This is a genomic window from Mangrovivirga halotolerans (genome assembly GCF_026241165.1).
Taxonomy (GTDB): domain Bacteria; phylum Bacteroidota; class Bacteroidia; order Cytophagales; family Cyclobacteriaceae; genus Mangrovivirga; species Mangrovivirga halotolerans.
Map to the genome: position 1 here is coordinate 305,823 of NZ_JAPFQN010000005.1, position 23,005 is coordinate 328,827.

18 protein-coding genes are annotated in these 23,005 nt (G+C 34.8%); 3 read left to right on the forward strand and 15 right to left on the reverse strand.

Features of this window, described 5'->3' with window-relative positions; translation table 11 throughout:
* Window positions 1-186 precede the first annotated feature (186 nt).
* The 5 genes from OO013_RS09225 to mnmE form a co-directional block, all read right to left on the reverse strand.
* Entirely contained in the window at window positions 187-669 is a 483-nt protein-coding gene (locus tag OO013_RS09225; RefSeq protein ID WP_266056512.1) for a hypothetical protein, read from the reverse strand.
* The gene (locus tag OO013_RS09230) at window positions 666-1,943 is read right to left on the reverse strand and encodes a C10 family peptidase (RefSeq protein ID WP_266056513.1); all 1,278 of its coding nucleotides are present in this window, start codon (window positions 1,941-1,943) and stop codon (window positions 666-668) included. The genes OO013_RS09225 and OO013_RS09230 overlap by 4 nt, the downstream gene beginning before the upstream one ends.
* A 948-nt stretch (window positions 1,944-2,891) precedes the next feature.
* Entirely contained in the window at window positions 2,892-4,073 is a 1,182-nt protein-coding gene (locus OO013_RS09235) for a leucine-rich repeat domain-containing protein (RefSeq protein WP_266056514.1), read from the reverse strand.
* Entirely contained in the window at window positions 4,036-8,067 is a 4,032-nt protein-coding gene (locus tag OO013_RS09240; RefSeq protein ID WP_266056515.1) for a hypothetical protein, read from the reverse strand. Before OO013_RS09240 ends, OO013_RS09235 begins: the two co-directional genes overlap by 38 nt.
* Before the next feature lie 241 nt (window positions 8,068-8,308).
* The gene (gene mnmE, locus OO013_RS09245; RefSeq protein WP_266056516.1) at window positions 8,309-9,685 is read right to left on the reverse strand and encodes a tRNA uridine-5-carboxymethylaminomethyl(34) synthesis GTPase MnmE; all 1,377 of its coding nucleotides are present in this window, start codon (window positions 9,683-9,685) and stop codon (window positions 8,309-8,311) included.
* Window positions 9,686-10,159: 474 nt separating this feature from the next.
* On the opposite strand from mnmE, the gene OO013_RS09250 reads away from it, so the two are divergent.
* A complete protein-coding gene (locus OO013_RS09250; protein WP_266056517.1) occupies window positions 10,160-11,263 on the forward strand; it encodes a T9SS type A sorting domain-containing protein in 1,104 nt (367 codons plus the stop codon).
* A 100-nt stretch (window positions 11,264-11,363) separates the two neighbouring features.
* A complete protein-coding gene (locus OO013_RS09255; protein WP_266056518.1) occupies window positions 11,364-11,639 on the forward strand; it encodes a hypothetical protein in 276 nt (91 codons plus the stop codon).
* Window positions 11,640-11,660: 21 nt separating this feature from the next.
* Here the strand turns inward: OO013_RS09255 and OO013_RS09260 are convergent, their stop codons facing one another.
* The 10 genes from OO013_RS09260 to OO013_RS09305 form a co-directional block, all read right to left on the reverse strand.
* Entirely contained in the window at window positions 11,661-12,251 is a 591-nt protein-coding gene (locus OO013_RS09260; RefSeq protein ID WP_266056519.1) for a hypothetical protein, read from the reverse strand.
* A gap of 79 nt (window positions 12,252-12,330) precedes the next feature.
* Complete coding sequence (locus OO013_RS09265; protein WP_266056520.1) at window positions 12,331-14,784, reverse strand: TonB-dependent receptor; 2,454 nt, start codon at window positions 14,782-14,784, stop codon at window positions 12,331-12,333.
* Complete coding sequence (locus tag OO013_RS09270; RefSeq protein WP_266056521.1) at window positions 14,750-15,166, reverse strand: Fur family transcriptional regulator; 417 nt, start codon at window positions 15,164-15,166, stop codon at window positions 14,750-14,752. The genes OO013_RS09265 and OO013_RS09270 overlap by 35 nt, the downstream gene beginning before the upstream one ends.
* Before the next feature lie 99 nt (window positions 15,167-15,265).
* Window positions 15,266-15,580, reverse strand: a complete 315-nt coding sequence (locus OO013_RS09275) for an ArsR/SmtB family transcription factor (RefSeq protein WP_137090867.1) — start codon at window positions 15,578-15,580, stop codon at window positions 15,266-15,268.
* A gap of 297 nt (window positions 15,581-15,877) precedes the next feature.
* Window positions 15,878-17,299: an MBL fold metallo-hydrolase gene (locus OO013_RS09280; protein WP_266056522.1), complete on the reverse strand. Its 1,422-nt coding sequence runs from the start codon at window positions 17,297-17,299 to the stop codon at window positions 15,878-15,880.
* Window positions 17,300-17,334: 35 nt separating this feature from the next.
* Window positions 17,335-17,652 carry a rhodanese-like domain-containing protein gene (locus OO013_RS09285; RefSeq protein ID WP_266056523.1) on the reverse strand — a complete coding sequence of 106 codons (318 nt, stop codon included), beginning with the start codon at window positions 17,650-17,652 and terminating at the stop codon, window positions 17,335-17,337.
* 106 nt (window positions 17,653-17,758) lie between these two features.
* Complete coding sequence (locus OO013_RS09290; RefSeq protein WP_266056524.1) at window positions 17,759-18,412, reverse strand: Crp/Fnr family transcriptional regulator; 654 nt, start codon at window positions 18,410-18,412, stop codon at window positions 17,759-17,761.
* A gap of 83 nt (window positions 18,413-18,495) precedes the next feature.
* Window positions 18,496-19,182 carry a hypothetical protein gene (locus OO013_RS09295; protein WP_266056525.1) on the reverse strand — a complete coding sequence of 229 codons (687 nt, stop codon included), beginning with the start codon at window positions 19,180-19,182 and terminating at the stop codon, window positions 18,496-18,498.
* Between the two features lie 287 nt (window positions 19,183-19,469).
* Window positions 19,470-20,669, reverse strand: a complete 1,200-nt coding sequence (gene nspC, locus OO013_RS09300) for a carboxynorspermidine decarboxylase (RefSeq protein ID WP_369414885.1) — start codon at window positions 20,667-20,669, stop codon at window positions 19,470-19,472.
* Window positions 20,670-20,678: 9 nt separating this feature from the next.
* Entirely contained in the window at window positions 20,679-21,872 is a 1,194-nt protein-coding gene (locus OO013_RS09305) for a saccharopine dehydrogenase family protein (RefSeq protein WP_266056527.1), read from the reverse strand.
* A 75-nt stretch (window positions 21,873-21,947) separates the two neighbouring features.
* On the opposite strand from OO013_RS09305, the gene OO013_RS09310 reads away from it, so the two are divergent.
* Window positions 21,948-23,003 (forward strand): agmatinase family protein, encoded by a 1,056-nt coding sequence (locus OO013_RS09310; protein WP_266056528.1) that lies wholly within the window; start codon window positions 21,948-21,950, stop codon window positions 23,001-23,003.
* The last annotated feature ends 2 nt before the right edge of the window (window positions 23,004-23,005 follow it).

Sequence of the window (23,005 nt, forward strand, 5' to 3'; positions counted from 1 at the left end):
CAAATAGGACAGGGAAGTTACATTCTAATAATACAATAATTATCTTTTTTCCGATTTAATAACACCTCCTTGATGTATATAACTTCTACACCATAGTCTTTCCCCTGACAGACCGTCATACTATTTTCTTTAATGGTGTCTAGTAGTTAAGCCACAGGGGAAAGGATACCTGATTTAGTGCTCAAATTATTTAATAATCTGAAATCCGCGAGTTCCTCCATCTTCATAAATATCCCAAACAACTTTACCTTCAAACCACACCTTTTCAACCCTTAAAGTACTTTCCGTATTCAAATAATGACAAACAATGCTATCCTGCTCTGTTTCATTCCATTCTAAAATATAAGAGGCTGAAGTAGTACCTTTGGCAACTCTACCAGCAAACACTCTCAATTGGTGTTCTGATTCCGTTTTAAACAGCATTAAGTTTCTAGGATATGTTAACTTACTCTCATAAATCTCAGTTTTTTGATTGCCGTCATAGTAATACAACTTCATATCCTCAAATTTATAACTCTCTTCATTTGCCGGGTCAAGCAAATCAAGACCCTGAGAATTTTTGACGGTAAGATCTACAGCAACACTAACATTATCATGTAAATCAAGCTGAACAACTTCTTCTGCACAACCGCATAGCGTTAGTAGGAAAAGGAATTTAATTAGTTTCATTGTCTTGGTTTTATTTTAATAATCATTTCTTTATGATATTGATAGTTTCTTCTATAAGGTGTCCAATCATTCCATTTAAAAAAACCATCCTCATTGCCGTCCCATCCCCAATTCATATATAAAAAATAATAAGTGGAAGTACTATATAGATTTCCTTTATCGTCATAATTACAGGTTTTGTTAATTCTATAACCATCAGTTACCCAGGCATGACCATTGGATATACTGTAAGAACACCATCCCATAAAACAAAGTATTCCATTTTGATCTCTGTTTCTGAACCCGCTTAATATAACCGGTTGATCAGATCTAAGCTGTTCGATAACCTGTTCTCTATTAAAAGAAGTATAAGTGGCTACTTGATAACCAAAATCACTACTAAAAGCATTAGTTGCATTAACCATTGAGGCTCCTGAACTCTCACAACTATATTCCATCTTAATAGTAAAACCAATATCTCTCATTAACTTTGCTGTTTCTAAAGAACCTTGACCATCTGGCATAATTGACCAATTATAATTACCTGGAGTTTCGTGAAATCGCATAACCTGTGCCATCGCTGTAGCCACACAACCTGTAGGAGCGGTACCCAATGAACAATTCTCATATTTTACCAGCGTATTAAACATGCCTTCCTGTCCCCATTTGGTTGACATTAAAGGTCCCTTTGATTCATAAGAATTTTTACAATTAGAACTCCCTCCATCACCACCACAACTACCATCTTCTTCTATTGGATTAATTCTTAAATTAGATTGAATTTCACAGATATTCCAACTTTGAGATACTTCGTCCGTTTCCTCCTGATTAAGTACTCTTGCTTCACTAACCATTTCTTTAGTTTGTGATAGCCAACTAATTAATCCTCCTGATATTTCTTTTTGATGAATTGGAAACTTGCCATCATATGAAAAAGCTCTGATTGGCTCAAGTCTATTATCCGCTGATAAAATTATAAAACCTCCTTCTTTATAATTAATAATATAGAAAGCCGATTTCCCCTTTTTATCTGGAACCTCTAAAACTTCTTCTATTTCTTTAAAAGTTGTAGGTACTTTCGTCAACCTCGCATTAGCACTTCCCTCATCAGTAATCATTGGATACTCTAGTACTGATGCAATAGAAGAAGCCTCATTTAAATCGATGAACTGATCGTCATGTAATCTTATTTCATTAACTTCTAATTGTTCTTCCGTACAAGAGATAATCCCAATTAACAGCAACAAATACATCAATGAATGACGATTTACTTGCAATAAATAGTTTTTTAACATTTGATAAATCCATTTAATAAAAGGCATTAAAAAGGGGGGCTATTTAATACCCTTGTTTGATAAAATTAGTTTTAGTTGATTGAAATCATTCAAACCTAATACTATTAATAGACCTATCAAAATAAATTAATACCATTATCCGTTTGTAAACGGCTATAAACGATTAATACAATATTTATAATGACTTAACATCAGCTATATCAGTGTTTATTGTGAAAAATTGATCCTTAACAAGTAATTAATAACATAACAAAAACATACATCTTGTTATTACATAAAAGATCAAAAGACACTAATGTCATATCCCTTTCCTATTATTAAAGTTTTTAAAATCTGATTAATAATTAGATGAATTATTGTCACTGAAAGATTGATTCTTTATCTAAAAAAACGCTTGAAATTCAGCCTTCTTTACACACTCTAATCGAAAACCACCACTCAATCCTAGAAATTTCCTCAATTAATAGTATATTTCTTCCGTGATTTTTTCAACTATCATATAGTTTTGGCTATAAATAAGAGTATTAAGTGTCAAATTTTTCATTTTTAGAAAACGAGTTTCCGATCCTTTATAATAATGCACTGGCTGCAGAATATAACCTCTATGAAGATCCCAGCTGTTTGGAGTGTTCCGCAGGACAACTTCAAACCTTTTGATGAAATGTAGAGTCTCTAACTCGGGCATTAAACGATATAGAAACTTATATTTTTTAAAATCTAATCCATGGTCTGTCTCCTGACAGACCATTAAATTGTTTGCTCCAAAAATGTCTTATCAGAGGACAAGCCACGGGGTAGGGAAGTAGGAAGTTGGTGAATAACTCCTTGACCCCAAGTTATACTGGATAATATATCTACTTTACAAATAGATTTATTCACCAGTAGAATGACGAAAAATTATGAAAATATAATTTTTGTCAGGGTCAGCCCTTAGCAGACTTATAAAACCTACTCTGGGTTGACCTCATCCTTATAAATCACACCATTGAGTTTTTCATACCACTTGTAGCCTTCCTTAAACTTCTCTTCGGTGACTGGCAAGAACCTGATTGGTGTACCCTCGCTAAAGATGGTGCAGGGTGTTTCTCGTTTTACATCAAACATCTCTTCAGGCAAGGTTCGGATGCTGTTATATTGGATTACAAGTCCAGAAAGTTTTTCCAATTTGCCAATTGACTTTGGTAATTCTTTTAAAAAGTTATGTCCGATTGAAATTGTTGCTAAATTTTTACAATTCCCTATTTCCTCTGGAATCGATTTAATTAGGTTGTTATCTAAATGCAGGCTAATTACTTCTGGAAGTTCTGTTATCCATTGGGGGAATTCTGTTAACCCACACCATCTTAAATGTACAGTGCGCAAATTTTTACAGGCACCAAAGTCAGGGATTTGACCATTAAGTTTCGGAGAACCACTGAAGCTGATCTTATGTAATTCTTCAATCTCTCCTAGTCTCGGTGAGATGTATTGTAGCTGATTATCATCCATATCCAAAATGGTGATCCGCATATCTCCAACTTCATCCGGAATCGAATCGATTGGAGTTTCAGAGAGGTATAATTTTAATGGAAACGCAGTGGAATCAGGAAAAAGTATCGGGAATTTCTTTACATTGGTTTTCCTTAACCCGAGAAATTCTAATTTTTTAGCTGATTGGTAAAATATTTCAGGAACAGAATCAATTGGATTATATGTAAAACTTATGGACTTAAGGTTTTTAAGTTCAGAAAGAAATATCGGGAATTCCCTTAATTCATTTTGATTAAAACTTACTGTTTCCAAATATTTTAGTTCTGTAATCCATTCTGGAACAATCTTTAATTTACCCCGAGTAAACATTAAAGTATTTAATTTCTTCAGATATTTAATTTCTTCCGGGATTTCATCAAGAGTTTCCACTCCCCAAAAATAAATTTCAACTATATGAGCTGAATCCTCATCCTTTTTAATATTTACTCCATCACCAAACCTTACTTTTAATGATTGAGCTATGCTATCTTCCATAGCAAGAATAAAATCATTTTGGCTAGTATCGTATTTTGAATTAGCACAAGAAAATAATACCAACAAAATGAAAATAATTAAAGCATTGCTAATTTTCTTTTTTATAGCCATAGTAATCCCATTCATGCTTCTGATGATTTTTATATAAATTAAATAGAATAAGTTTCTCAAAAATTTGAAGTGTATTATTATTGGATAAACCCTTACTTAAAGTATTTGAATCCTTTTGGAGAATATCTTTCTTGTTTTCAACCACAAACTCCTTAGTCAAAAACTCATAAGCATTTTCATAACCAGTAAAGATAAATGCCTCACCAGCGTCAATAGTCATTAGGTCATTTATTTCTGTCCAATAAACCATCGGTTCGATGAATTGTGAATTTCTCTCTTTCGTCTTCTTCTGAACTGTCTCCACTATCGGTTTGAGGAAGTTGGCGAATAACTCTTTAATTTCATCATTATAGTTTGATTTATATTTTTCCCACTTGTCGTTGGAGTAATATTTGTCATTTTTCGAGTTTCGGCGGTGCTCGTACTCCTGCCAGTATTTTTCGATTATTTCCTTTTCCTTTAATGGATCGCCCGATTCCAGCCTCGCTTTCTGAGCCTCTGAATACTTGCTGTCTCTAAGTAACTTTTCATGCCCCACATCCGCTTCGTTCATAAATCGGTTGTATTGCCTGCTGATATATTTTAAGGTATTGGTTCCTGGTCGCTCGTAAACCAATCCTTCTATCGAACCTTCAACTTCTGTTTCGAGTTTAACACTGGCTGCAACTGTCCCTATCTGCGAGGAATAGTTCACTTTTAATTTTGCCCCGGTAAATATCCGTGTCCTGTTAAAAGTCCGCTCCGAGAGATCATAAAGCATGTCAAATTTCACATTTGCATCACCCTCAAATTGCAGCTTTTGTTCGGTAAGATCTTTCTTCGGGTCTTTCGGATTTTCAGGAAGCTTCGTCTCATACTTTCTGAGATTTTTATTAAACTTCTTAAGTGCTTTATTTACTATCCCTTCTTTAATTTCAACATTATATCCGGCCAGGTTATCGATTGTCATTTTATCGGGATTGCGCATTGTCGATACAAATGATTCTGCATATTCAGTCACTGATCGTTTTAGGTCATCTACCAACGCTCCGGCAGTATTACCCTGAAAATAGTTCATTAGCCGCCTTATCAGACTATCACCTTCGGTAAAAGTTTCTGTCTTCATCATGCTTTCTAACAGGCTCTTAAAATTAGTAGCTTTTATATTGAAAACAACATTAATATAGTTTCCTAACAGGTCAATATTCTTATCCGATCCTGTTTTTAAAAACTGGATTGTCACCATATCATTTGCTGATAATTGAACTACATAGTTTTTACCTCCCTGTTCTTCCATAAAATCGGAGGATACTTCTCTGACCATCTCAGGATCTGACCGATCATCAAATACTCTTTTCCCCGAATAATGCTTATAATTTGATTTACTGGCATTAGCTGAGATAGTCCCACTTTGCTTTCCATCATTATTCGACATCTGGGCTTTTGCTGAAGCTGATTCACTTGATTCCGGTTTATAATATCCTGCAGCTAATAGGTCACGATTTTTACCCTTGTCCCAATAAGTTTGAAACTCCGGAATGTACTCACCATTATCGAGCAAAAAGTTGGTTATCTGATGGATAACGTTCACCAGAAAAAAATCCACTCCTTCATAAAGCGGAGTACTAAACGATTCCTTTTTAAAAGTTGTTGAAATCTCTCCAACTCCTTCTACACCTACATTGCCCTTTAAACTCAAATCTAATGAAGCACTGATCATTCCACCTTCTGTCATGGAAGATTTGAATTCTTCTTCAGCAGAAACTCCCAGATAAACGATCAAATATAACGACCCTTTTAGTTTAATCTTTAATGTTTGCGAAGTCGAGGTCAGTCCGTTAACCTTTCCAAGGGTAAACAAATTTCTTAAGTGTGATTCAAGTATTTCTGGCTTAAAGTCCGGATCTTCGAGCTCAATATCCTTTCCACTGGCATAATCCTTCGAATAGTCGGTTACCCCAACATAGGAAACTCTTTCATCACTGATTTGAATGTGGGGTTTTCCGTGAAATGATTTGGGAGGAACTTTCACTTTAGGAAAATCACAAATTGAATATTGATTATCATCAATGTGAATCATACCCGTAGAATCGATAGCATCCCAGTAATTGTTTCTCCTCAATTCATCTTTTCCGATGCACAAAAAGTTTGTTACGGCATCCAGTTTTTGATTATCATCTTGCTCCGGGGAAAATCCGGGAACTGTATAGTAATAATCCTTATAATCGCCTGACTTATGTTTTCGAACAATTAATTTTCCTTCCCCGAAAATCGTATTATAATCTATTTCGTTAAAATCCTGCCTGGCAAGCATGTCAATTTCGGTGGCTTTTACTTGTAGCTCATCATCATAAACATCAAAATCAAGATATTTAAGTGCATTCTGATAGTCAGAGTAATGCAGGTTATTATACTGAAGTAATACCCGCTTTAGATCGTTTACAATTTCGGGATACTCACTCAAAAAAAGCTTTATATTATCAGCATTGCCATTGAGGTTAAATAATGCCTGAAAAAAAGTTCGCTTATCTACTGTTTTAGCATTCAATGCTTCTTTGGCTCGGGTAGTTAGCTCACTTATCGTTAGATCATTCCAGAGATTAGCATTGATTGTCGTTACTTCAGCATTTTCACCATCCTGTAATAACTTCTGTTGCTGATTTACGATCTCTTGTTCATAAGATTGGTCAGAAACATTCAGGACTATGAGTTTTCTCAATTTTAATATGGTCGATACATTCAGATTGAAATATTCAGGGTCAATATTATAAAGTTCATCTTCTATCGTGACGCCCATTTCTTCGAAATACTTCTTTTTAATCGGGATTAAAGCATAGGGATTTCCCTTAATTTCCTTTTCCAAAAAGGAAAGAATATTTTCCAGATCACCACTATCAGTCCAGTCTGTTTTTAAGAGTTGATTTAGAACAACCTTATTTGAAACACTCAGTGGACTATTTAGAATCTGATTATCTACTTTTACCTCAAGGTATTGATTTCCCTGCTTTAAATAATAAGGGTATTTTTCATAAAATTGATATTTACCCAATATCAGCACAGCATTATCAGGTATTGGATCATTAACTGCTTGAATCAGGAATTTATTCTGATCAAATAACCATTCAAGGTCAAGCGAAAAGAAATCAGCAACATCTTCTAGCGTAGACCCTTCATTAGCTAACAAATAAAACGAATCTTCAACTTTTAATAATGAACCGCAAGACAGCGCAAAATTAAGGTGATCCGATTCACTACCTGGCAAAATGACATTACCTGAACTCATAATCTCAGTTAGTCCATTTTCACCACCGAGAGTTGCAGAAGAAATCTCCGAGTTACGAATATTATCCAGGTACTTTCTTTGTCTGGATAACTTTTCTGATGTCTCTGCTTCTTTATCATCTGAAATGACTTTTTCAGATTCAGCAAATGAACGCCTGACATTATCAAAAAATAATATCTCATGCAGGATTTGAAACGAAAAATAATGCGTGGATTTGGTTTCCCTTCCAGGAGTACGTTTAGTTCTTTTATATTCAGAAAAATTTGTTTCCCGTAAAATGTTATATAACAACATCAACGTTCGGTGTTCGCATTTTAGCAGTTCATCAATACTAAGTTGACTAATTATCTCATTGGCAAGTAAGGCCCTGATATTTATATTTTCTTCTTCAAAATACTTAATCCAGCGATCTTCAGCTAATAACTCAAAAACCCTTCTTAATAACTCATAGTCTTGCGGGATCTGGATGTTCAAAGCAACCGCAAGTCTATTATAGTCACTTCCATATTTTTTAATTAGCTTTTCGGCTTTTTTAGTAATGGGGTCTTTGGTTTCAGTCTGGTTTTCCTCAATTTGAAGATTAAGAATCTTATATGGGTCTGTTTCTAAATGAACTCCTTCAAATGGGTTCTTATTTACATCAATCTCACCACCTTCTTGGATATAGGAAAAATCATCTTGTTCATTTTCGCCATGATTAAAAGTCCCTGATTTTGATTGTTTAGGCTTCCTGGCAAATTCACTCATTTGTTGATAAAAAAAATAATTGAAAGATTGCCCTAAATTAAAACAGTTTTGAATTCTATCAAAAAAAGCATTAGAAATAAAATGATAATTTATTAAATACAGATTCTGTGAGTCGGACAAACCAGTATTTAAATCAATAGATTATAATCTAATTCTATCCGACTATAATCAACAAAAAAAGCCCATTTAAGGGCTTTATTATAGTTTTATTACTATTTACTAATTCTTTATTTTGAGGTGGTTACTTTCCAATACAAAACTTCGAAAAGATATTCCCCAATAAGTCATCCGTGGTAATCTCCCCCGTGATCTCACCAAGGTGATGTAACGCCTGTCTTATATCCATTGCCAGGAAGTCGTTGGTTACCTGGTTGTCGAGTCCTCTTAGTACGTCCTGGAGAGCGGACTGGGTTCTTAGTAATGCTTCATAGTGACGGGCATTAGTTACCATTGTATCACCTGTTTTAAAGTTTTCCAGATGAACTTTCTCTGATATTTTTTCCTTTAAGTCATCGATATTCTCCAGTTCACCAGCAGAGATAAATACGAAGTGATCGTTCTTTCTCAAGGCTTCAACTTTATCTACTGGAGCAATGTCGATCTTGTTTCCTACAGCAATAAATGGTTTACCAAGATTTTCTAATCGATTTACTTCCTGTAAAACCTCACTGATTGAATCAGTACTTAAATCAAATAAATAAAGAATCAATGAAGCCTGGCCCATTTTTTCATGGGTTTTTGCTACCCCCATAGCCTCGATCTTATCGATGGTCTCACGGATACCAGCAGTATCGATAAAGCGGAAGCTTACCCCGTCTATCACCATTTCATCTTCAATAAAATCACGCGTTGTACCCGGGATATCTGATACAATTGCTTTTTCTTCATTTAAAAGTGCATTGAGTAGGGTAGACTTTCCCGCATTGGGCTTTCCGGCAATCACTGTGGGTATTCCTTTTTTAATAACATTACCGTAATCAAAACTCTTTAGAAGTTTCGAAATTACTTTATATAATCGCTCTACCAGAGCTCTTAATTCATCACGCTGAGCGAATTCAACATCTTCTTCAGAAAAATCGAGTTCCAGTTCGATCAACGAGGCAAAATTGATCAACTCGGTTCGAAGACTACCAATCTCCTGACTAAAACCACCTCTCATTTGAGATAGGGCAGCACTATGAGCAGCCTCCGAATCAGCATTAATCAGATCTGCCACTGCTTCAGCTTGTGCAAGGTCAAACTGCCCATTCATAAAAGCACGCATGGTAAATTCACCGGGTTTGGCCAGTCTTGCGCCTAACTTCAAAGATAACTGGATAATTTCCTTAACTATATATTGCGATCCATGGCATGAGATTTCAACGACATCTTCCTTAGTAAAAGACTTTGGACCTTTAAAAAGCCCAAGAACAACTTCATCTATAATTCTTTCTCCATCTCTGATTGTACCAAAATGCAGGGTATGAGACTCTTGTTTCTGAGGATCCTTCCCTTTAAACATTTTAGATGCAATTGAAAAAGCTTCTTTTCCTGAAAGCCTGATTACAGCAATAGCCCCTACACCCGGAGCAGTAGCCAGGGCAACGATTGTATCTTCTGAAGTTGAATATTTTGACATAGATCAATATTTAGGCTGCAAAGTTATGAAAAAAGTGGTAGAGGTAGTGAGAATTAAAATTTGACAAAATCAAGAGTAATAAAAATTTAAGCTTTATACAAAAACTATAGAAATACATACATATGCTATCATTATATAAAATGTAAATAGTATAAGTACTCCTAAAGCCAATAAGCCTTAAATATAATTACCGATAACCAACCAAATTTTACTATAAAAGTAGCTGAATAGAAAAATAGTAATTTAAATAAATTCATTACAGAGGCCTTAAGTAAAATTACGTATTTTTTTAATTATACCGATAACTTATAAAAAATTAGCTGTCCAATTTCATTCAACACAATCTTAGAATTATATAAAAAATCCATTTAAAAACTAAGTATATATCTTACCAGGACAATTTTGCCAAGTTTTGTCCTTAACACTTGTTAGGGTAAATTATTAATAGAAAAACTAAACTAAACGCCCTACATTATGACAAATTATATACAAATCCCGTTAATTTTATTGACAAGTTTAAATATTGCATTTTCCCAAGATTCAAAAACTAATTCATTTGGATATTGGCACGATCCGGATTCCTGGGAAAATGGCATCCCTGGTTATATTGAGAATGGTATTACCTTTCTTGAAAATGACAGTATTAATATTAGAGGACAAATTATTCTTAACTCAGATCTGGATATAACGAATAGCACAATTATTATCCACGAGAACGATACTCTTATAATACAGGGAAATGTAAATTTTATTAGCAGCAATTTATTAAATAAGGGAGTAGCAATAATCAATGGTAATGGTTTAGCTGCTGAGTCGCTATTGAAAAATCAGGGTAAAATTGTAATTACAGGCAATTATGATGGTATAAATAACACATTAGAAGGGAGCTCCGGTTTTTCATATGTCTACGGCTATAGTAATAGTAATGTGGGTGATAATGGATCTTCAGAAGAATGTCTTATGAACGATCCGGAACTTTATCATTGGGTCAGGAGTCTTATGGAACTACTTCCGGTTGAATTGTTATCATTTGAAGGCAGGTTCATTAATAGCAACATGCTCGATCAAATCGAACTGAAGTGGACTACCATTGATGAAAAAAATCATGATGGATTCATAATTCAACGATCGGTGGACGCCAAAAATTGGAATGATATCGGATGGGTAACTGAAAAAACAACAATCTCCGATGGAGTTAATTACTACTCTTTTTACGATAATCATTTCGATCAAGACCAAAACAAATATTATTACAGGCTAAAGCAGGTAGATCTTGATGGGAATTATGAGATTCATGACATCATAATGGTTCAAATTCAAATATTAAACAAAAGAAATATAATTTTCCCTAATCCATTTAATAATTATTTAACATTAAAAATCCCTTCCAAAACTGAGTTCATAATATATGATGAACAAATGCGAAAAGTATTAACAGAGAAAAACAAGTCTTCAAGAGACAAAAACATTAAAATAAATACTCTTAATTGGGCAGTTGGGACTTATTTCATACAAACTGTTAATCTAAATACTGTTGAAACATATAAAATTATCAAAGCTGGAATGGTTTTAAACTAAGACACGGAGAAAGGTTGAAATTAATGATATCGGGATTTATGCTTTTTGTTAAGTAAAAGTTAAATATATTTTATATTTTCGTTTTACTTTAAAAGTAATTATGGCTAGTAAAAAGCAACGGAATCAGTTTTATCTATCTCTATTTCTTTCTGCGATAGCAGGAGCTGCTATTTTACTTATTCCGGGAATTACTTATTATGAACTAACAGGCAATCCTAATTTTATATTTTTCTTTTGCAGTCTTGGTGCTGTTATTTTCCTTTTTATCAATTTGATCAATAAAGGAACTACCAAATCAAAGAAAACCAATAAAAACATCTCAGATTCGATTTCAAGACTTAAAAAAAAGCCTGCTGAAGAATCAGCAGGCTTATAGTTGTCTATCAATAATTAAAAATTATTCTATAATAAGATTAAAGGTTAAATCAACATCAGTTTCTCCAACCTCAACTGTTGAAGTAGCTGTCTTTAATCCTGGCTGGTGTTTAAGTACTAATCTAAAATCACCTGAAGCGGCTTCACCTGTTTTCCAGGTTGTTGATAATCCAACCGGAAGGCTATTGCTATCGTAATCCAGGTAATTAACATCATCATCTCTTACGTCAATGTTACCGTTACCCGTAGGATCTGAAAATAAGCCTTCAGTCCATCCATAAAAGGTCATGTGTTCTTCACCTTCAGCAGAAACTTCTTCCGTAATATTTTCATCTGTTGCGGTGTTAAAAAATTCAACACCAAGTGTGTAGTTTGTTGAAGCTGATAATGTAATATCAGAAGTCTCAAAAGGAGAAGATCCTTCTCCATCCGGATCTAAAGCAGTTACCGCTATAGGATTACCACCACCATCAGGAGTAAAAGTCAATACCACCTTATCAATTACTTCCTCTTCATTTTCAGGAGCCGGAGCTTCATCTTCTGAACATGATTGCAATCCCAGGCCTAATAGGAGTGCAAGTGCAAGCATCTTTACTTTCGTTACTTTTTCCATTGATTATAATTTATTAATTGTTGTTAAATGCAACATTATAACATTTGCAACAAAGTTGCAAATGGTTGGCTATTTATTTTTAAAATCTGTAATTAACTGATGCCTTGAAATTTACCCCTGGTTCATCAGCATAATACCTTATCCGATCAGTATAGATCCGGTAATCGGTATTCATTATGTTTTCAACGGAAAAACGGATAAAGAATTGCGATTTTATTGTTGCTAAAACATCAAAATTCAATAGTGTGTAAGCTTTTGGTGCGTCTTTAAAGTCAAATATTGAAAAATCTCCATTAAATATGTCTGTATTATTATTTTCAGCATCAATAAATTCCTGCGGTGTTATTGTTCGGGGTGCATTGTTTTGCCTGAAAACATGTTCTAGCTCAATTGAAGATGTGATTTTATTGAAAATCCAAACATCATCGATCTCTTTATTATAAGAAAAATTCAATCTAAATGGTGGAATATCAATAAAAGCAGAACCATCATCAAGGTTTTGTCCATAAGTGTAATCGAACCTAATCGAAGAATATCCGAAATTTCCGAAGTCTACATTAGCTCTCCCATTAATGCCAGGAATAATCGCATCTGTACGGGAATAAATATAAATAGGGAAGGCTCCTCTCACTGTTTCGGTTATACCCGCAGGTTTCTCATAGATGTAGTCTGTAATATAATTGGCAAACAAATTAAGGTCGATCTTCCAGTTTTTTATTGCATACCTCAAAGAAGTATTAAAAGTATATGCTTTTTCTGCTCCAATATTTTTATCTGCAGGATCCAGAACATTTTCAGTAACGGGAAAGAAATTTTCATCAAGTGTATATCTTAATAAGCCATAGGTTATTACTGAAGTTTGATGCTTACCAAAAGAATAAAGCTCAGCTACATTAGGAGGCCTCCATGCTGTTCCAGCGTTGATTTTTATGCTAAAATTCTCGATATCTTTTTGATAACCTACATTCAATGAAAAATTATTTAATTCCAGATCTCCTGAGAAAATATTTTGATTAAAATCCCTGCCTAAAACGGACAAAAATGAATAGTCATATCTAAGTCCAAATTCAAACATTGAGTTGTTTTCAAACGACTTTGATTCGGTCATATAGAAACCAAATGAAGTATTCTGATAATTTGGTACAAAAGGGGTAGTGTTTGTGCCTTCGAGGTTATTATTATCCTGGTAAATCCACTGCATTCCTACATTTCCCTCGAGGCCAATTATTTTTTCATGCATTAAATTCACTTCTACCTGGTGTGTGTTTAATTCCAGGTCGATTGATGGGATATCATTATTAGTGCCTCTGCGAATATCAAATTCTTTTCTTTTATTTAATTGATATGAATAAAAGCCAGTAATAAGATTATCTGAAAAATTTTGTGATGCCTGAATTTTGGTCAATAAATGATTTCCTTCTTGTCGGGGAGTGTTGATATCATAACTAAAATCAGTAGTTCCCTCAGGAGGCTCATTCTCCATGGCATTCTGCAGATCTTCGAGATTACCAACCACAGAACCTTTTACAATTCCTGCTTTTTGATCAACATATGATACAATACCATTTACATCAAATCTTTCTTTATGATACCTGATCATAGCTTTCCCTCCAATTTCTTCCATGCCTGAATTGGTAAGGTTATAATCAGGAGAGTTCATATCACCTCTGCGATAATAATTACCTGAAATATTAGCAGCCAATCTGTGCCCTCCGGATGAAAGAGATAATTCCCCGCCATAACCCTTGCCATTGGTTTCTCCTTTTAGGGTAACTTCTCCTTTTAACTTTTCATGCAGTTCAGGTTGATCACTTTCGATTAAGATTACCCCACCCATAGCCTCAGAACCATACCTTACTGATGAAGCTCCTTTAACAACAGTTATTTTATCAACAACACTTAGATCTATTTCAGGAGCATGGTCTTTACCCCAATTTTGAAATGCATGTCTGACACCATTGTTTAAAATCAAGATTCGATTGCCATATAATCCATGGATCATAGGTTTAGCTATGTTAGTTCCTGTAGAGATCATTGATACTCCAGGCAAAGAACTTGATATTTTCCCAAGTGTAGTACCTACACTATTTTCTATAACTGATTTATCTACAATTTCGACAGTTTGCGTTTGATACGCTCCTACATTTTTTTGTCCTTCAACAGTTACTCCTTTAAGATATTCAGATTCAGCTGCCAGATAGATATCAGGCTTTTCGTGGTAAGCATCATGATGGTGAATTAAAGTTTTGTAACCAACATGAGAAATAACCAGATCGAATTCCTCTTCACAAAGGTTTTTAATTAAAAAGTATCCTTGTTCATCAGCCACTGTACCTTTTTGAGTATCTTTTATTGTAACCGTAGCGTAGGGAAGAGGCTCACCGGTGTTTAAGTCATAGACCGTTCCTTCAACAAAAAAGTCACAATTCTTATTCTGACCAAGAAGTGTTGAGAAACTAATTAATATTACAATTATGACAACTATTGATCTCGATTTATTAAGCATTGCACTTTTCGCACTTTCCTTTGACAATCATATTTATTTCATTCATAGAATACCCTGAAGGAAGTTCAGGTATCGGGATCTCAAAACCTGAAAGACATTCAAGTTTACCGCATTTAATACACTGAAAATGAATATGACTGTCTTTTTTATAAACAGTTTCATCATCAAAACTAAATGCATAAAGAGCACTTCCGGAATCTCCGGGAATTTTATGAATTATACTCTTGTCTATAAAAGATTGTAAGGTTCGATAAAGTGTTACTCTATCAAAATCAGGCAACCTATCTTCGAGATCTTTGTTTGATAGTGCTTCTTCTTTTTTAGAAAACACATCTAACACTTCATATCTGACAGGAGTAGCCCGAAGATCATTTTTATGCAACAAAGATTTAATATCTTCTCTGGTCATAATTAGAATCAATTATTACTAACCCAAAGATAATACAGAGAGGTACTTTATTGCAACAATGTTACAATAATTACAAGATTGCATTTATTTAAATGAGAGTTATCCTGTATATTCAGAAAAGAAATCGTTAAAAATATTTTCCATTCCGATCCAGGATTTTTTATCGATGGAGTAAATCATAGATGTTCCTTTAACTTTAGCATTAATAATCCCTGCTTTCTTTAATTCACTTAAATGCTGGGAAACAGTCGCCTGGGCCAACTTTAACTCACTTACTAATTCACCATTTATACACTGTTTAACCTTTAGCAAATGTTTTAAAATTGCTATTCTGGCCGGATGCCCCAGTGCTTTTGATAAATCGGCAATTTTTAATTCCGATTTTGTGTAACTATCTAATTTACTTACCCCCATAATATAAGAGATGCTTGGTATTTAATTGGTTTTGAAAGATTGATTTACAATTTAAATTTTCGATACAGTTGACCATTTCATTTTATTCCTTGTTTAAATTTCCCCGCAATTCACAAGGCTAATCAAAAGTACCAATACAGCTATATTGCAATAATACCAAATTCACCTGATAACTCCTTAAATAGTTCAATAGTATTGCAAAAAATACTTATACTTTTACATGAACGGTTAGGAATAAATATAAAAAAAGAAGCCTCCTTCCGGAAGCTTCTCAAATATCAGTTTCACACCCCAGATTTAAAGTGTACTAGGGCAAACATAATCTGTCTTCGGAACGTCTTGTTCTGAGATTTTATCAAAACCTCCATCAACGTCCGTAAAGTTTTCATATCCTCTTGACTTAAGTATAGAACTTGCAATCATAGAACGATATCCTCCTTTACAATGAACAAAGAAATGTTTCTCTTTTGGGAATTCGGCCATATGATCATTTATATAATCGAGTTCGATATTTAAAGCATCAACAACATGCTCTGATTTATATTCAGATGATTTTCTAACGTCAACTACAATCTCATCTTTGTTATTTTTTATTCTGTTGGCAAATTCTGATGCAGATACAGACTCTATTTTATCAACCTCATTACCTGAATCTAACCATGTTTTAAACCCACCTTTCAGATGTCCAAGTGATTTATCATAACCTACACGTGCTAGTCTGGTAACGGCTTCCTCTTCACGTCCTTCTTCTGCCACAATCAGTAATTCCTGATCAATTGGAATAAGTGCACCAACCCATGGAGCAAACTGGCCATCCAAACCAATATTAATACTATTTGGAATGAACCCTTTAGCAAATTCCTGCGGGTCACGAGTATCCAGAATTAAAGCTCCACTAGCATTAGCCACAGCTTCAAATTCAGCAGCATTTAATTCTTTCATACCATGATTTACTACTTCATCGATATTATCATAACCTTCCTTATTCATCTTAACATTCATCGGGAAATAGGCTGGGGGAGTAGTTAATCCTTCAGTTACTTCTTTAACAAACTCTTCCTTGGTCATATCTGCCCTTAGTGCATAATTAGACTCTAATTGTTCTCCAATAGTACTGACTGTTTCCTTACTCATATTTTTACCACAAGCAGAACCCGCTCCGTGACCTGGATAAACGATCACCTCTTCAGGAAGTGTCATAATTTTGTTTCTCAAACTATCGTAAAGATAACCTGCAAGATCTTCCATAGTTAATTTACCAGCTTTCTGAGCAAGATCCGGACGTCCCACATCTCCAATAAACAATGTATCCCCGGTAAAGACAGATTGTGGCTTATTATCATCAATTAGAAGAAAGCATGAAGATTCCATGGTATGGCCAGGAGTATGAAGCACTTTAATCTCAAGATCTCCCACCTTAAATACCTGGTTATCTTCTGCAATTATAGCATCAAAGGTAGGTTTTGCATTGGGTCCAAAAACAATTGGCGCCCCGGTTTTTTTAGCTAGATCAAGATGCCCTGAGACGAAGTCTGCATGAAAGTGTGTTTCAAAAATATATTTAATTTTTGCCCCTCTTGATTCAGCTTTGGCAATATAGCTATCGACATCTCGCAGTGGATCGATCACAGCAGCTTCACCATTTGACTCAATATAATATGCTCCCTGAGCTAAACACCCCGTGTAAATTTGTTCGATTAATTGATTGTTATTTTCCATGATTTTATAATTATATTCTTAATATTATGTTTTAGTTAGTACGATATTATTCCACCTTGTAAATTATACAGGTTTACAAACCCTTCTCTTTCTAGCATTCTGCAAGCATTCGCACTTCTCGCTCCACTTCTGCAATAAATCAGATACGTTTTATCCTTATCCAGTTGCGAAATCTTGCTGGCAAATTCCCCGCTCAGAAAATCATAATTTAAAGCATTTGGAAGAGCCCCACTTTTAAATTCATCCCTGGTTCTGACATCGATCAAAACAGTATTTTCTTTCTCCATGAGTTTCCTGAACTCAGTGGCAGGAACATTTTTGTACTTGGTCTTTGTATTAAATAGATTAAACATTTTAAATAAATATTTTTTACAAATGTATCCCTGTTAACTCCTTATTTCTGTGCTAATTGTCACTTTAGAGAAGGCAATAAAAAAGAGCCCCGGGAGGGCTCTGTGATCAAATTAATTCTTCAATGTTGTCTCTTATGAATATTTTATTTCTCGTCAGCTCTATCCATTTTTTCTTTTCCAGTGTTTTAAGGAGTCTGGATACGACTTCTCGAGAGGTCCCAAGTTCATTAGCTATTGACTGGTGCGTAGTCGCTATTTCATTAGAATTGAGTTGTTTTCTTTTTACCAGGAGGTAATTCAATAATCTCTCATCCATCCGTTTAAAAGCAATATCATCGATCACTTTTAGTACTTCTTCAAATCGTGATTGGTATGTACCTGCGATATATTCTTTCCACTGACGGTATTTATTTCCCAATTCCTCGTGGAGACTTGAAGAGACTGTCAGCATTTTCACATCTGTTTCTGCCACTGCCTTGATTTCACTGCTTCTTTGAGCTCTGCAACAGGTCAGGCTCACTGCACATGTTTCCTTAGGTTCAAGATAATAAAGAAACAATTCGTGTCCCTGGTCGTCAGTACGCATCACCTTTATCGCGCCTTCAAGAATTATCGGGATCATTTTAATATATTGGCCGGGTTCAATCAGAATATCACCAGCATTCAACTCAACATAATTTGCGTTATTTGAAAGTTCCTCAATCAGATCATTGTCATTGAACTGAGGTAAATATTGTCTTATTAGTCTTTCTTCTACCATGCCCAAAATTAGCTTTTAGCTTAGTGCTGCTTTGTGATTTTTATCACAAAAGAATTTGATTATTGTTATCTAAAAAAAACAGCTTACACATGATGATTTTCGATAATAAAAATGCGCGAATCTTTAATAAATTTCAAATTAAGATCAACTATGTCAGATATCTCAATGGAATCTTCATTATCCAAAATTACTATTTCTTCATCACTAGTAAATTCAAATCCTCCTGATACCAGATGTACATAAATTTTACTTTTAATATTTCTGGATTCGTATTTAAAATCTGATCCTTTTTCTACTTTACAATACTTAAGTGAGACGAAATTTTCATTTTTTTCATCTTTCGCTTCATATATTATTTTTAATTCTCCGGGATTAAGATTCTCAGCCTCAAATGAGACATTAGTAGTATCCTTATCAGTACTCATCGAATTAAACCAAAACTGATAACCTAAATACGGGGTAGTATCTTCTAGATTCATACTTTCGATAGGCTTATCAGGATATAACTTATGGATAACGGAATTCACAGAATTCACACTAGCCTCCCAAAATGAGTTTTTTAATGATTTGGTGCCAGAAAAGCTGCATTGAACTATCGTGAATTCATGACTATGTTTGGTTTGATATTTTGCTCCCGGCCAAAGTAATTCTTTATACACCATTGCCAGAGAACCCTGATTTTTAAAAGAAGGCAAATAATCATGCCAGGCTGTAAATGAATCATGCCTGATCTTATTTCTTAATCTATTTTCAATTACTCTGATCTCCATTCACATAAATTTTGCGATCAAAGATCATTATTTTAAAATAAAACACAATTTCAATTATAGAACTTAACAAATGTTTAATTCTCGATTGACTTTACATTAATAAAGTTATCAAACTTATAGATTGACTACGGACTAGTTTAATTTTTCTGACCCTACTATCTAATATACTGAAAAAGAAAGGGATTAACTCCCTTTCTTATTTATTATATCCAATAAATATGCATGCAATTATTATATAATATATGATAATGTTTATACATTTCATCATTAACTATATTAACAAATAGTTAAGAAAGCCTGTTCTTAAAATCCTCGTATCCAAATTCTCTTACAATTTCCAACTGGTCATTTTCGTGCCAAATACCTATTGAGGGATGGGTAATACCATTAAAAGTGGTGGTTTTTACCATTGTATAGTGAATCATATCTTCAAATATGACCCGATCACCTATTTCCAATTCTTTATCAAAACTATATTCACTCATATAATCTCCGGCCAGGCAACTTATACCACCCAGCTTGTAAGTTGGCTTTCCATTTTCCGGATCACCAGCTCCAATGATTCTTGGACGATATGGCATTTCCAGAGTATCAGGCATATGTGCTGTGAATGATACGTCAAGGATTGCTGTTTTTACTCCTTTTCTTTCGACTATATCCAAAACCCTTGATACCAACACTCCAGTGTCCCAGGCCACAGCACTTCCTGGTTCCAGGATCACTTCTAAATGAGGATATTTAGCTTTAAACTTTTGTATAGTATCAATCAAAAGGTCAACATTATAACCCTTTCTGGTCATCAGGTGTCCACCACCGAAGTTAACCCACTTTAAATCAGGTAGGAAACTACCATATAGATTTTCAAAAGACTCAAGAACCTTGACCAGGCTTTCCGCTGAAGATTCACAAAGAACATGAAAATGGAGGCCTTCAATATATTCAGGTAATCCATCTTTTAATTCTTCGTCAGAAACCCCTAATCGTGAACCTGGTGCACTGGGATTATATAACATCGTTTCGACATCCGACCATCCTGGATTTACCCTCAATCCGATCGATACCTTATCAGCAGAATCCAGAACTTTATCTTTGAATTTTTCTGCCTGAAGAAGGGAGTTAAATGTAATATGACTGGAGTAACTTAATATTTCATCAAATTCTTCTGGCAAATATGCCGGAGAATAGGTGTGAGCCTTGGTTTTCATTTCTTCGAAGCAAAGCTTTGCTTCACTTAAAGAGCTTGCTGTAGCTCCCCGAAGGTACTGCCTTACAAGAGGAAAGGCACTCCACATTGCAAATCCTTTAAACGCCAGAATTATGTTTGCTCCAGATTCATTTTGAACCCGTGACATTAATTCAAGGTTAGATCTCAGCCTGGACTCTTCCAGAACAAAACAAGGCGACGGAATATTGTTATAATTTATAGACATCAATATTTGGTTATAACGAAAGAAAGAGGCTGAATTAGCCTCTTTCCTATATTTCATCAGGTAATTCTATAATTCAATTTCAGCATTAAGTTTTTCATGCCATGGCAGACCAAACTCTGCTAAATCTGTAAGAAACGGATCAGGATCAAATTCCTCAACATTAAATACACCTTCACCATTCCATTTGCCTTCAATCATCATTTTCGCACCGATCATTGCAGGAACCCCAGTGGTATAAGAAACTCCCTGTGCACCGGTTTCTTTATAAGCTTCTTCGTGCTTACAATTGTTCCAGATGTAATAGGTCTGCTCTTCTCCATCTTTTATTCCTCTGATACGGCATCCGATAGAAGTCTCACCTGAATAGTTTTCTCCAAGTTCACCTGGATCCGGAAGAACAGCCTTAAGGAATTCCAAAGGAACAATTTCTACACCTTTAAACTTAACAGGATCTATTCTTGCCATTCCTATATTTTGGATTACTCTAAGGTGAGTAAGATATTCTTCTCCAAATGTCATCCAGAATCTTGCCCTTTTGATTGAAGGGAAATTTTTTACTAGCGATTCTAATTCCTCATGGTAAATCAGGTATGATCTTTTCGGCCCGATATTCGGATAGTTGAGATCCTTATGAATTTCATGAGGTTCAGTTTCGATCCACTTTCCATCTTCGTAATACTTACCTTTCTGAGTAATCTCACGAATGTTTATCTCAGGATTAAAGTTAGTTGCGAATGCTTTACCATGGTCACCGGCATTACAGTCGACAATATCCAGATACTGGATCTCATCAAAATGATGCTTTGCTGCACGAGCTGTAAATATACTCGTTACGCCGGGATCAAAACCACAACCCAATACAGCCATAAGGCCTTTTTCTTTGAATTTATCCTGATATGCCCATTGCCATTTATATTCAAATTTAGCTTCGTCTTTAGGCTCATAATTAGCAGTATCAAGATAATGAACGCCTGTTTCAAGACATGCATCCATGATAGCAAGATCCTGATATGGAAGAGCTACATTGATCACCATGAAAGGTTTAAATTCATTGATCAATGCAACAGTTTCACTGACATTATCAGCATCGAGTTGAGCTGTCTTTACACGGCCCTGACCAACCTCCTCTGCAATAACATCACATTTTGATTTTGTTCGGCTGGCTAGTAGTATTTCTGAAAATACTTCCGGAAGAGATGCACATTTCTGTACGACAACCCTTCCAACTCCACCAGCGCCAATAATAAGTACTTTAGCCATTTAATAAAGTGATTATTTAGATTTTCGTTTCAATATTAATAAATTAAAATTGCCTTTAAAACTTATGATTTTAAAATGAGTATAAAAAATCTGATAGAAAATTTTGACCCGAATGGGGTAGGTTTAAAAAATGGTCATTTTATAGGCTTACCATTCGATAATGAAAATTCAAATATTATTTTGTTTTCTGTACCCTGGGATGTAACTGTTTCATATTCAGCTGGCACATCCACTGGTCCAAGCAATATACTTGAAGCTTCCACCCAGCTTGATCTTTATGATCCCTATGTTAATGATGCCTGGAAGAAGGGAATCTACATGGTACCTTCTAATGAACACTGGCTACATCAGAGTGAACACCTTAGAGATGCAGCTAAAAGCCATATAGATTTTCTTGAAGCCGGAGGGAAAGTTGAAGATAACCCCATTCAGGCTGACGTCTTAACCATGATCAACGATGCCAGCGATTTATTGAGAAAATGGGTATACGAACAGACAAAACAATATCTCGATGAAAACAAACTTGTGGGTGTTGTAGGAGGGGAGCATTCGGTTCCTCTCGGTTATCTTGAAGCATTATCTGAAAAGCATTCTGAATTTGGAATATTACAAATAGATGCTCATATGGATTTCAGAAAGGCCTATGAAGGTTTTAATCTTTCTCATGCTTCTATATTTTATAATGTAATGAAATATATCCCAACAGTTTCGAAGATCACCCAGGTAGGAATCCGCGACTATTGTGATGAAGAAATTGAATTTGCTGAATCACTTGGAGAAAAATGCAATGTATATTTTGACCATCAAATAAAAGACGAAGTATTATCAGGAAAATCTTTTTCAAAAATCTGTGAAGAAATCGTATCAGGCTTACCAGAGAAAGTCTATATCAGCTTTGATATTGATGGCTTGAAGCCCAACTTATGCCCAAATACCGGAACCCCTGTACCAGGTGGATTGGAATTCGAGGAAGCAAATTATTTGCTTGTAGAATTACTTCGGCAAAACAAGAAAATAATAGGTTTTGACCTTTCTGAAACTGCAGGAGAAGGCAATGAATGGGATGGTAACGTTGCTGCCAGATTATTATACAGATTGTCGAATCTTACTGCCGAATCAAATGGCATATAAAA

Bases quoted from the DNA above. Each gene is read 5' to 3' on its own strand.
- OO013_RS09255 (WP_266056518.1), top strand. From the start codon at position 11,364: ATGGCTAGTAAAAAGCAACGGAATCAGTTTTATCTATCTCTATTTCTT.
- OO013_RS09275 (WP_137090867.1), bottom strand. From the start codon at position 15,580: ATGGGGGTAAGTAAATTAGATAGTTACACAAAATCGGAATTAAAAATT.
- OO013_RS09240 (WP_266056515.1), bottom strand. From the start codon at position 8,067: ATGAGTGAATTTGCCAGGAAGCCTAAACAATCAAAATCAGGGACTTTT.
- OO013_RS09290 (WP_266056524.1), bottom strand. From the start codon at position 18,412: ATGGTAGAAGAAAGACTAATAAGACAATATTTACCTCAGTTCAATGAC.
- OO013_RS09235 (WP_266056514.1), bottom strand. From the start codon at position 4,073: ATGAATGGGATTACTATGGCTATAAAAAAGAAAATTAGCAATGCTTTA.
- OO013_RS09285 (WP_266056523.1), bottom strand. From the start codon at position 17,652: ATGTTTAATCTATTTAATACAAAGACCAAGTACAAAAATGTTCCTGCC.
- OO013_RS09225 (WP_266056512.1), bottom strand. From the start codon at position 669: ATGAAACTAATTAAATTCCTTTTCCTACTAACGCTATGCGGTTGTGCA.
- OO013_RS09230 (WP_266056513.1), bottom strand. From the start codon at position 1,943: ATGTTAAAAAACTATTTATTGCAAGTAAATCGTCATTCATTGATGTAT.
- OO013_RS09280 (WP_266056522.1), bottom strand. From the start codon at position 17,299: ATGGAAAATAACAATCAATTAATCGAACAAATTTACACGGGGTGTTTA.
- OO013_RS09310 (WP_266056528.1), top strand. From the start codon at position 21,948: ATGAGTATAAAAAATCTGATAGAAAATTTTGACCCGAATGGGGTAGGT.
- OO013_RS09270 (WP_266056521.1), bottom strand. From the start codon at position 15,166: ATGACCAGAGAAGATATTAAATCTTTGTTGCATAAAAATGATCTTCGG.
- nspC (WP_369414885.1), bottom strand. From the start codon at position 20,669: ATGAAATATAGGAAAGAGGCTAATTCAGCCTCTTTCTTTCGTTATAAC.
- OO013_RS09250 (WP_266056517.1), top strand. From the start codon at position 10,160: ATGACAAATTATATACAAATCCCGTTAATTTTATTGACAAGTTTAAAT.
- OO013_RS09295 (WP_266056525.1), bottom strand. From the start codon at position 19,182: ATGGAGATCAGAGTAATTGAAAATAGATTAAGAAATAAGATCAGGCAT.
- OO013_RS09305 (WP_266056527.1), bottom strand. From the start codon at position 21,872: ATGGCTAAAGTACTTATTATTGGCGCTGGTGGAGTTGGAAGGGTTGTC.
- mnmE (WP_266056516.1), bottom strand. From the start codon at position 9,685: ATGTCAAAATATTCAACTTCAGAAGATACAATCGTTGCCCTGGCTACT.
- OO013_RS09260 (WP_266056519.1), bottom strand. From the start codon at position 12,251: ATGGAAAAAGTAACGAAAGTAAAGATGCTTGCACTTGCACTCCTATTA.